8 protein-coding genes are annotated in these 10,737 nt (G+C 55.6%); all 8 read right to left on the minus strand.

Features of this window, described 5'->3' with window-relative positions:
• Positions 1–156: 156 nt before the first annotated feature.
• Entirely contained in the window at positions 157–1,755 is a 1,599-nt protein-coding gene (locus ACFE72_RS01705) for a calcium-binding protein (RefSeq protein WP_375411312.1), read from the minus strand.
• Entirely contained in the window at positions 1,715–3,691 is a 1,977-nt protein-coding gene (locus ACFE72_RS01710) for a S8 family serine peptidase (protein ID WP_375411313.1), read from the minus strand. Before ACFE72_RS01710 ends, ACFE72_RS01705 begins: the two co-directional genes overlap by 41 nt.
• 487 nt (positions 3,692–4,178) lie before the next feature.
• Positions 4,179–5,339 carry a glycosyltransferase gene (locus tag ACFE72_RS01715; RefSeq protein ID WP_375411314.1) on the minus strand — a complete coding sequence of 387 codons (1,161 nt, stop codon included), beginning with the start codon at positions 5,337–5,339 and terminating at the stop codon, positions 4,179–4,181.
• A gap of 31 nt (positions 5,340–5,370) precedes the next feature.
• The gene (locus tag ACFE72_RS01720; RefSeq protein WP_375411315.1) at positions 5,371–5,952 is read right to left on the minus strand and encodes an acyltransferase; all 582 of its coding nucleotides are present in this window, start codon (positions 5,950–5,952) and stop codon (positions 5,371–5,373) included.
• A 63-nt stretch (positions 5,953–6,015) separates the two neighbouring features.
• A complete protein-coding gene (locus ACFE72_RS01725; protein ID WP_375411316.1) occupies positions 6,016–7,149 on the minus strand; it encodes a DegT/DnrJ/EryC1/StrS family aminotransferase in 1,134 nt (377 codons plus the stop codon).
• A complete protein-coding gene (locus ACFE72_RS01730; RefSeq protein WP_375411317.1) occupies positions 7,142–7,648 on the minus strand; it encodes a hypothetical protein in 507 nt (168 codons plus the stop codon). Before ACFE72_RS01730 ends, ACFE72_RS01725 begins: the two co-directional genes overlap by 8 nt.
• Before the next feature lie 47 nt (positions 7,649–7,695).
• Positions 7,696–8,724 carry a glycosyltransferase family 2 protein gene (locus ACFE72_RS01735; protein ID WP_375411318.1) on the minus strand — a complete coding sequence of 343 codons (1,029 nt, stop codon included), beginning with the start codon at positions 8,722–8,724 and terminating at the stop codon, positions 7,696–7,698.
• 7 nt (positions 8,725–8,731) lie between these two features.
• A partial coding sequence (locus tag ACFE72_RS01740) for a glycosyltransferase family 2 protein (protein ID WP_375411319.1) occupies positions 8,732–10,737 on the minus strand: 2,006 nt, incomplete at its 5' end.

Below are 10,737 nucleotides of genomic sequence, written 5' to 3' on the forward strand. Positions count from 1 at the left end.
TCAGCTTTCCGGTGCGGCCCATACTGGCCGTAAGCGTAAATTCCTTGGCACCGAGCCAGCTCCGCGTCATGCTGTCAGGCTCGGATATCATCATCTCTTAAACAAGGGTAGGTGTGCTAACCGCCCCATACCGCCGTCCTGCCCCGCGTTCTTCCATCACACGAAATGCCAGTCGTTGGCGGTGATCGCGGCATGGCTCTGCAGTGTGATCTGTTCGTGAACCAGACCGTCCGCCGAGGCGATTTCCCAGTGCGTATCGTCAATCTGGATGAACTTCGCACCGGCTTCGGCCGACCCGTAGCCTGAAAAAATCAGCTGGTCGTTTTCTCCGATGCTGCTTCCGGCGAAGTCGGTGACCATATCGCCATCGGCCTGGTTGAACTGGAAGACAAACGTATCGCTGCCGGCATTGCCATTGAGGATGTCATGGCCGGCGCCACCGCTTAGCATGTCGTTGCCGGCTCCGCCGATCAGGATGTCGTTGCCCTCGCCAGCCCAAAGCGAGTTGCCCTGGTCATTGGCGTGCAAGGTTGCACCGTCGGTCGCAAGGATACCGCCAACTTCCACGTTCGCGGCAAGGGTATAGTCCTTGATCAGCGTCAGGACGGTATCGGTTCCCTCATTGGCATTCTCGACGACCAAATCGTTGACGTTGTCGACAATGATGATGTCGTCACCGGTGCCACCGATAAGCGTATCGGTCCCGGCGCCGCCCGAGATAAAGTCGTTGCCGCCGCCACCGATCAAAGTGTCGTTCCCTGCATTCCCCCACAGCCAGTTGTCCCCGCTGTTGCCCGACAGCGTCATCGCGCTGGCATTTCCGATTGCGCCGACCTCGACGTTGTCGTCCATCGTGTAGCCGCTGGCCCAGACGTAAACCGTGTCGGTACCTTCGCCGGCGTGTTCGATGACCTTGTCACCGATATTGTCTGCAACATAGATATCGTTGCCGGCATTTCCGACCATGGTGTCGGCACCGACGCCGCCGATGAGCACATCGCCGCCGCCCTGACCGATCAGCGTATCGTCACCGACATTTCCCCAGAGCACGGTATCTCCGTGGCCGGTGGTAAGCGTCGCCCCCGTGGAAATTGCGATGGCGCCTACTTCGACATTGTCCGAAAGTACATATCCGCTCACGGTCGTGAATGCGATGTCCAATCCTTCGCCGGGGTGCTCGACTATGGCGTCGCTGAGGTTGTCGATGGCGTAAATGTCGCCGCCCGAACCTCCGATCATGGTATCGGCGCCCGAACCGCCCAGCAGAACGTCGCCTCCTCCGCCGCCGATCAGCGTATCGTTGCCGATGTTGCCCCAAAGGGTATTGTCCGCGTCGTTTCCGGTGAGTGTCGTATCGGCGGCGACAACGACGGCGTCTACCTCGACATTGTGGGCGAGCGTGTAACCGCTGATCTGGACATATGCGACGTCGCTGCCTTCGCCGGCATGCTCGATGATGGTGTCGTTGACGGAATCCACGACATAAATGTCGTAGCCAATGCCGCCGATCATGGCGTCATTTCCGGTGCCGCCATCGATGGAGTCGTTGCCTGCGCCGCCGATCAGCGTGTCATTACCGACGTTTCCAAGCAGCCAATTGTCGAGAGCGTTTCCGGAAAGGGTCTGTCCGCCGATCAGCTCAGCCAGGCCGTTTTCCACATTCGCAGAAAGCGTATAGTGGTCGATATAGACAAGAGCAGCGTCGGTGCCTTTACTAAGAATTCTCGATAACGGTGTCGCCCGAAGACCTGACATCGTAAATATCGTTTCCGATACCGCCTATAAGAATGCTGCCATCCGGCCCGCCGTCCAGGACGTCGCTTCCGGCGCCGCCTTCCAGCGTGTTATGCCCATGCCCGCCGGACAGATGGTTATCAGCGTCGTTGCCGATGATGTGGTCGTTTCCGTCGCCGCCGAATGCGTTCTCGATCACCGTATCCGCGGCGACGACAACTTGCCGGCCCGCAATAACGGAGGCGTGGCCTGAGTTGAGATCCAGCATCAGGTCGGTCGTGACCGGCGCGGCGTTGATGGTGTCGTTACCTGCGCTATCGGTGAGGACGCCGCGGTTTCCGGACAACGTTGCGAAGTCATCGGTGTAATAGTACGTGTCGTTGGTGCCGTGATCGTCACCGTAGATCCTGAGCGAACAGGAAACGATCGAATCGCTGCCGCCAGTACCGGTATCGTGGATGACGACCTTCCAGTCGCCATTTGGCGCTTCGCCCCAGTTGTGATTGGTCGAGAACGTAAAATTCAGATTGCTGGACGCGTTTGTACCTCCGGCCGGATGATCCAGCAGAACGCTGTCGGTACCGTCCGGGCTGATGAGCTCGATTTTTAGGTCGCCGTTGTGCGCATTTTTAAGCGTGACGTCCAGTTCCACCCAATCGATGGCAAAGTGCTGATGATTTCCGGAAACCGTCGCCACGTACTCGTTGACGCCCGACTGCGACAGTGCGGTGTTCGGCCCGATGATTCCCGTTGTACTGATCACCCGCTCATTGGCCGCAGTGTTCTGCAAGGTCCATGTTTCAGCTAGGCGAACGGCTGCATGCGCGTCGACCAGCCCAAAGCCGAAGTCATGGCTTACAAGGTTGCCGCCGCCATTCCAGTTGCTGGCGCCGTTGGTTACCCAGCCCGGCGAGCCGGGGTCAATCTTCTGGGATGAAAGCGCCAGGATCTCCTGGACGTCACGGTAGCCGAGGTCCGGATTGGCCTGGAGCATCATCGCCACCACACCCGACACGATGGGAGCGGCAAAAGAGGTGCCGCTGACGACGGCGTAATCGTTGGTGCGGTTGCCGTCACCGTTGTCGAGTGTGGTCGTCAGGATGGCGTCGCCCGGAGCCGTTACCAAAACCGATGCACCCGGCGTGCTGAAAGACGCAATATGCCCGTCAGCCGTCGATGCAGCCGCGGTAATGACGAAACGGCTATTGGTCAGACTGTGATTGTTGGTGTTGTCACCGTCCGAAGCCGTGTTCGGCGTAAACTGGCGATCATTGCCGGCGGCGAAAACATAAATGGTTCCAAGAGCGTTGCGGCCATGTGTGGCGGCATTGATAATTGCGTTTTCCACCGGCGCCCACGATGCGTTCATGAAGTTATCGGCGAACGCGGTGCTGTAACCCCAGCTGCTATTGGAGACGTCGACGTTGACCTGGAGCGCGAGCAACTTCGCCAACTCGCTGGAAGATGATCCCCCCAATCCAAACCTTGCGTAATATCCAACCAGGGTCGCATCAGGAGCAACACCGATCGCGCCCACCTCATTGATCGCCGATGCGCCGAGAACACCAGCTACCCAGGTTCCATGCGCGTCGGCCGCACCGTCGGGAGCAATATTGCTGACCGTCGTGTCGCGGGGATCGTAACTCAGCGTGAGGTCGAAACGCCCGATCAGGTCGATGTTCGAGATGTCGAACCCCTGATCGATGATGCCGACCTTGACGCCCGACCCGGTATATTGGGTGGAAATTTTATCGACGTTGGCGCCGAAGGCATTGCCGCCGATCGTCAGTTTTCCGTCGAGATACCACTGGTAAGGCCGATAGGAATTCAACCCGGCATAACTCGACGCATAAACGGGAACGATCGCCCCGTCGGGTGTTGCGATTGCATCGTCCACGATTTCGGGCGCATAAATATCATCAAGCGTGTTTTTTTTGACATCTTGTTTCTCCCCCATCCCCGGGAAAAAGATGCCAGCGAGGAATTTAAGTCACGCTCCAATTAGTCTTCAATTTGTCGAGGCCCAGGTGATGATTTGTTTACGGCCTTTGATCATCGAAAGTTCAGGATGTTTCGGGGCAGTTGCCACCGTGCCGCTCGACAATGTGAAGCGCCGTGCGATACAGCACGAATCAAGGCGCAGGAATTCAATCGGATGTTGGACTTACAGAGCATTTCGAACAGGCTGCCCATTAACCGATGATAAATGGTTTGCTTATCGTTAACGGGCAGCGCCATTGTTCGCAGGAAGTTCGTCGATATCTCCCCGCAAGTAACCGGTTTATTCTTCTTTGAAGCGTTGACCAGGAATATGAGCAAGCTTCAAAGGTCTGACCGAACCGATTGTAGACGTCCTTTGCCGAGGCACCGACTGCTGCCGGGCGCCGCACTTGGTGAAATAACTGCTGTGAAGAAATAGCTATCGAGCGCGGACGGATGCAAGCTTACGCGATGAACCCTTCTTGAGCTGCAGCATCACGCAATATTCGCGTTCGGGGCAGCAACTGAGCCTGTGCCGAAAACAGCAAGGCACTTTTTTTTCTGCCGTGCTCGCCGATTTGCGTAAGGAGCGACGGATTTTCCAGCAGCGGTTCGATTATCCGCAATATCGCCGATGCTTCGGGCTCACAAATCATCATCTCGTCAGGGCCGTAAAAACGATTCAAATTAAGTTCGTCGGCGCATAAAACGGCGACGCCGCATAGCGACGCTTCCACGCAAGAAGCGGTGGGAAAGCCGTCGAACGCTGCTCCCGATACCGTATATGGCTGATTGGGCGAAATCATCAAATCCTGGGTCAGCAAGAACTGACGGAGCTGCGAAGTTGCCATCAAGCCTTTGAATTGCAGGCTGCCGGCGAGTTGTGGCGGAATATCGAGATCACCGGGCCCATAGTTGCCGACAACGGCAAATTCAATACCAGGATGACGATCGACAAGTTTCGCGCAAACGTCGATGAATACCGGATAACCCTTCGTGCTCCCCCCTGGATCGTATCTGTGCGCAACAAAGCAGATCTTCGGCGCACGATCGCCAGAGTTAATTGTACGCCGCAGTTCTGGATTAGATGGACGAAAATAGGCGGGGTTAATCACGACACCATATAGCTCATGGACGTCAACGGGGCATTGCATGAGCCGAAGAACGTCGGTCGTGATCGGCTGAGTCGAAATGACCGCCCGTAACATGGGAGATCCCAATACGCGGGTCAGCTTGGATTTCGCGGCATCGCTTTCAAGTTCGAATCCGCCTCCCGGATAGAGCGTAAACACAAAGGGAAGGCCGGCAGCTTCCAGAGCATCGACGTGGTAGTGCGTGTTGTTGAGAAAGTTAAAAAAGCAGAGCTTGGCATTGGGCAGTATGGCCGGGTCAAAAGCGACAACACGGCCTTGCACGTCGGGATAAAGTCTAGCAAAGACGGCATGCTGCCGTTTAAAATCACTGCTGGTGGATGCAATCAGAAGATCCGGAAAGACCCGAAGATAGTGATTGTACTCGGCGATCCTGAAGCCGGTGGTGAGGTTCGGATAGAAATCGTCAATGATCAGAAGGCGGCCCGCTGTCGTTCCGCTCAAGGCATAGGGCGTGATTGTCGAGCTTTGCACCAAGCGAGGCCTTTGTTGCGGGGAAACGCTTCTACGACCCGGTTTCGATCAGCGCGGCTTCATCCGCGAGCAACCGTCGGCTGCGAGCCCGGATCAGCCGCACGGGAACGCCGGCGTAAATGCCCCAATCGGGCAAACTACCGTTGACCAGTGAGAGCGCACCTATCGCGCAGCCGTCTCCAATCGTAACCCGTGGAAGAATGACGCTTCCGGAGCCGACAATCACGTGGCGGCCAAGTCTTACCGCTCCGGAAATGGTGTGGGAAAGGTGCCGGGGAATCATCGGGCTGGTAAGGCTTTCGCCGCTATAGTCGTCGTTCACGGAATAGATGCGAACGGCTTGGGACAAATTGACGAAATCCGCAAATTCAACGCCGCCCCCGCCCACCGTTACGTTGTGGCTTCCAATGTGGATATAGTTCCCGAGCCTGATATGACCTGCAGCGGCACTCAGCACGCAATAGGGATCAATTCTGACGTTGGATCCTATTTCAATCCGCTCGAGATCGACAAGTATCGCCGTTTCATGCACGCGAACGTTGCTGCCGACTTTCTTTATCCCACGATGCGCAAGATCGCCCTCGGTCAGATAGCGGCCGCCTAGAATTTCCATAGCGTTCGATATCCCTGGCAGTTCCTGGACGTTGGCAAATCAGTGTATTGCAGCTCGTCGAAATTAACTACAGGCGTCATGCAGAACATGGCACACCCTCGCGATGTCAGCCTCGGGCATGGAATCCGACAGTGGAAGCGAAATGATTCGACTTGCGACGTTTTGGGTTTCTGGAAGCTCGCCGAAAACGCAAAGGTCCCTGAAATAAGGTTGATCCGCCAAATGAGGATCGAAATATCGGCCGAATCCTATCCCTTGAGATGCGAGCTGTTGGAAGACGTGCTCCCGACGGGTTGCGTAAAGCGCCGGAATCAGCGCCGAGACAAACTGGTGCGCATGGCTTTGTCCTATCCGGCGCTGGAAAACCCACCCCTTGAGCATCTCTTGGTAAAGTTTGACGCGCTGAAGCCGGCTCTTGACGATCTGATCGAAACCCTGGAGCTTTTGCAGGGCAAGCAGCGCCGCCACCTCGCTCAATTTCGAGTTCAGGCCCGGCATCGTCGCGGTGCGGGGTCGATCGAATCCGAAATTCCCCATCGCTCGCAGGGTGTCGATCGACGATGTATTTGCACAGTAGATCAGCCCGGCTTCGGATGTTGCAAACGTCTTGGTGACATGCATCGAAAATACAATCGGATGACGAAACCCCGTACCGAAATTATTACCGTCGTCATCCAGCGATCCGAGTGATGCGGCCGCATCGACGACGATCGGAACGCCGTAATCGTCGGAGAGCTGTTCGTAACGGCTCAGATCAAGATTATTTCCGAGAGCCGCATAGGGAACAATGACGGCGATTTTATCACCGTATCTATCAAGCAGTTCTTTTTCGGCGGAAGCCGATGCGAGCCAGGTGTCCGGTTCGATATCGCATAACATAGGGGTCAAGCCGGCCCAGATCGCGGAGTGAGCGGTGGCGGCGAAGGTAAATGACGGCATCAGCGCATAACGCCGAGTTTTATTGCTTGCGGCACCGATAGCCATCCGGATTGCGAGCATGAGTCCGATCGTGGCGTTGCAAACGCTGACGCAGGCTCCACGGCCGCCAAAAAACTCTCGCGTAAGCGATTGCTCGAGGCGCGTGTTGACAGGACCGTAATTGCTGAAGATGTTGGAGGCCTCGATTTCAGCCAGCTGGTCCAGGAGTTGGCTTAGCTTGGCCGGATTGGGCTTCAGGAAAGGAATTTTCTCAGCCATTCATCGACGCCGGTTTTCGTGCCTCGAGCACGAGCGCGGTGGCGTCCTCCTCGCAATCAAGAAAAACCTCGATTGAGGATGCTCCGGCAACAAGCCGCCAGATGTCGACGAAACCGGCGTTCTCGAGTTCAGCCCGGAGATCGTCTTCGTTGAAAATGAACTGAGCCGTTACGCTCTTTCTCCAATCGTTCAATCGCTGCGCGCGGGTCGTGCCGGGCAATTGCTCGCGGTTCCAATCCAGCAGGTACCCATAGACTGTTGAATCCAGGTCGGGGGTCGCAATCCGGACAACGCCGGCCGGCTGCAATATTCTCATGATCGCAGTCAAAGTGTGCCGGAATTCGTCGCGGCTCCATGCTTCGATTCCTGAACAGTAAATATAGCGAACACTCGCTTCCGCACGTAGCTCGGCTTCATCAAGGTCGAGGTGTTCGAAGCCCGGCCGGGGAAATCCGACCGAGAAAGCGTTCTCTACCATGATGTCCGTTGAATCATTCATATTTTCTATGAGTCCCCGTCAAAACTGAAAAAGTAGAAGGCGGTTGATCAGGCTGTCAAGCTCCGCTCGGCAAGAGCTTGCTTGTACAGGCCCAGCAAGACACCGCAATACGCGCCCGCCGCCAACAGGGACTGATTACCATTATTCGAGTCACTCATAATACTCAAATTGCTCAGCGATAGCGATGGCTTGTCGAGTTCGGATGCCAGTCGCTTGGCCCAGCGAAAGGCTCGAGGAATATCCGCTATCGCAACGAAGTATTCCAGAAACATGAACTGAATGAGGGTGAGCTCATCCTTGCTCCAGTCTCCCGGTGGGATCCAGTCGATCGGCATGCTCAGACAATTCTGGAGGTTAAGAACAAGGCCGGCCGCGTCTCGAGCGGATGCAAAGCGGCGCATGATATCGAACGTGGTGGTAAAGCTGTTTCTTAATGAATCCGTTTGGGTTTCACCATGCTCTTCCACCAGAACATCTGGAATGGTGTCGAACGAAATTCCCGCGGATATCATTCTGCGGAATAAATCCCAGTCGCAGGACCGGCGTAGGACGATGCTTGGATCGTACCAGCCGACGGTATCGAATACGTGACGGTCAACCATGATACCGGCATTCGGAACCAGCACGGACGAATGTTTGATTTTGCGGCGTATCTCGGAGGGCGACTTCTCTCCTACTTTGAAAGCACTTCCATCTTTGAGGTAAACGTCGGTGACGCCAAATAGGACCTCCGTCGGAGATTCCCGAATGCGGCGTGCCAGTTTATCCAGCGCTCCCGGGCGTAGAACGCAATCGTCGAACATCCAACTGACGAATTGGCGGTTCGGATCGGAAGCGGCCAGACATCGACCGAGGGAAATCGCAACATTATTCAGATTTCGTTCGTTGCGTAAAATTCGAATCCTGGGATCGGAATCCGCAACCGTTTTCAAGTACTCCGCCGAGCCATCATTGCTCGCATCGTCACACACGATAAATTCGAAGTCCGCAAAATCCTGCGAGAGCACTGACTCGATTGCTGCGCGCAGCAAACCGGATTTGTGCCGCGAATATGTCGTCATGTGAATCGTGATCAAGACAAACCTACTCCACGAACAGCTCGCCGTTACGGGGAGTAAACGGTCGCTGGCTTCCTTCGCTATAGTGAAACATAAGCGGCCGATCAACGAAATGAAGATTCGGTCGTAGCGCCCTTATCTTCCGGAGCCTGTTCCAGTCGCCTGGCTCGCGAGTCCGATACGCGAACACATCCCAGGGGAATTTTGTGAAATAACGATGATAGAAGGTCGATCCTGTGGTGATTTGACCGAGCTCGAACCGACCGTCTCCTAGCCGGTACCAGGAACCATCCTTGTTTTCATACCAGAACGGGTGCCAGCAGAAATCCGCTTTGTGCCGTTGCGCGGCGTTCAGCAGAGTTTCAACTCTATCGATCGTGGCAGCATCGTCGTCGTCAAGGTGCGTGACAAACTGTCCTTCACACATGGACATTGCGGCATTTATCGCATTTGTGCCGGCTACCATCCATCGATCATGTCCGGGCGGAGGGTAGGGTCCTCTTGAAGACAGGTTGTGAAACGATATGCGGTCATCACGTAAACGGGCGATACGCGACCCGGTGTCGTCGGTACAATGATCGCCGACCACGATGATCTGGATGTTGCGATAACTCTGGTTAACCAGCGAATTCAAGCAGCGTTCGATCAAGATATCCGACCGGTTCATTGTGGAAACGCAGATCGAAACCAGAGGTGCTTGTTGCTCGAACGCGCTATTGTAGTCCGTTCTGGCGCGCGTCTTATGATAAAGTTCGATCTCCTTCAGCATGCCATCGACGCCGAGCAGAGCGTAATCTGTCCGATGACGTTCAAGCTCGACAATGGACGTCAGGTGGAGCACGCAATTTTCAACGTGCTGAATTCGCGCCGACTCCCGCTCAAGCCCGATACCGAGCTGATGAACCTCCGGACCCCGGTCGGCGATGTGGGATTGAGGGGCCGGCGTACCTAACAAGGAAACAGTTGAGGCGAGTTCGCGCACGCGGCCTTCGAAATCCTCAATCCGTGCCAGAACCTGCTCAATGTTGATCGCCGAAGGCGGCGGCTCCGGGGTTTCGACACCTTGGAGCAACAGCTCGGCATGTAACGTAGGAGGGGCAGGCGGCAAGCCGCCCAAGCCAGGGATAGTCGCTTCCGCCTCAAGCGCGGCTTCCGCCGCAGTCCGATTCGGTGCCGCCTCGCGGATTTGCACCGTGTTGCTTATCGAAGCCGATGCTACCTGCGTATCGTCGGCATGTTCAGGCAATGAGCCGGTGGACGACGTCAAGACGTCTGGCAAGCACTCTAAAACCGGAGCAATGCCCTTCGATTCCGAAGATGCTTTGTCAGGATGCCGATTCGGTGTCCGTTCGTGCTCGATAATTGGCCGGTCCGGTTTTTCCTCGGCGCCGTCACTTTTGAAGGCAGAGGCTGACTCGAAAGACGACAGCGTTGACGCCTCGTCCAGCGCATGATCGACAGCGATCATCATCGGTTGCGGCAACCGTTGCCTGGAATGCCGCATTTGCTTTAGCCGCGAGTTCAGTTGAAGCGATAATGTCCACCAGAGGAATTTGAGCGATCGCCTTAAGAAGCGGGCGCTTCTGGGGAGACGTGCAAAAAACAGCCGAAAGGGCCTGGTTATTTTCCACGCCGTCGATTGGGTGATATGGCCGAGGGTGTTTTCGAGGTCAACTACACGAGCCTTCAAATCGGCTTCGCGCGACCAAGCTTCCTTGCGCTGAAGAATTGCGCGATCGTTTGCCGAACGCAGTTCTTCGGTTAGATCGGAGATCATCCCATTCAGATGAACGGCTTTGATTTCGCCGTCGCTGACCAGTTGATTGACCTCTCGGGCGGCCTCGTTCTCATTATTGACGACGAACTTCTTAAGTCGGACAATTTCTCCATCGCTATCGATGATGAGTTGGTTCAACCGGGCAATCTCGACTTCGCTTTGGCTAGCCAAAGCCGAAAAATGTGAAAGATCACCTTCTCTTTGTTGATTCAACCGAGCAATTTCACTGTCGCGATCGACGATGAGTTGGTTCA

It is taken from the genome of uncultured Bradyrhizobium sp. (assembly GCF_964252615.1).
In the GTDB taxonomy this organism is placed as follows: Bacteria; Pseudomonadota; Alphaproteobacteria; order Rhizobiales; family Xanthobacteraceae; genus Bradyrhizobium.

Excerpts from the sequence above, each read along its gene's own strand:
- ACFE72_RS01705 (WP_375411312.1), bottom strand. The coding sequence starts at position 1,755 with ATGTCAGGTCTTCGGGCGACACCGTTATCGAGAATTCTTAGTAAAGGC.
- ACFE72_RS01710 (WP_375411313.1), bottom strand. The coding sequence starts at position 3,691 with ATGGGGGAGAAACAAGATGTCAAAAAAAACACGCTTGATGATATTTAT.
- ACFE72_RS01720 (WP_375411315.1), bottom strand. The coding sequence starts at position 5,952 with ATGGAAATTCTAGGCGGCCGCTATCTGACCGAGGGCGATCTTGCGCAT.
- ACFE72_RS01725 (WP_375411316.1), bottom strand. The coding sequence starts at position 7,149 with ATGGCTGAGAAAATTCCTTTCCTGAAGCCCAATCCGGCCAAGCTAAGC.
- ACFE72_RS01730 (WP_375411317.1), bottom strand. The coding sequence starts at position 7,648 with ATGAATGATTCAACGGACATCATGGTAGAGAACGCTTTCTCGGTCGGA.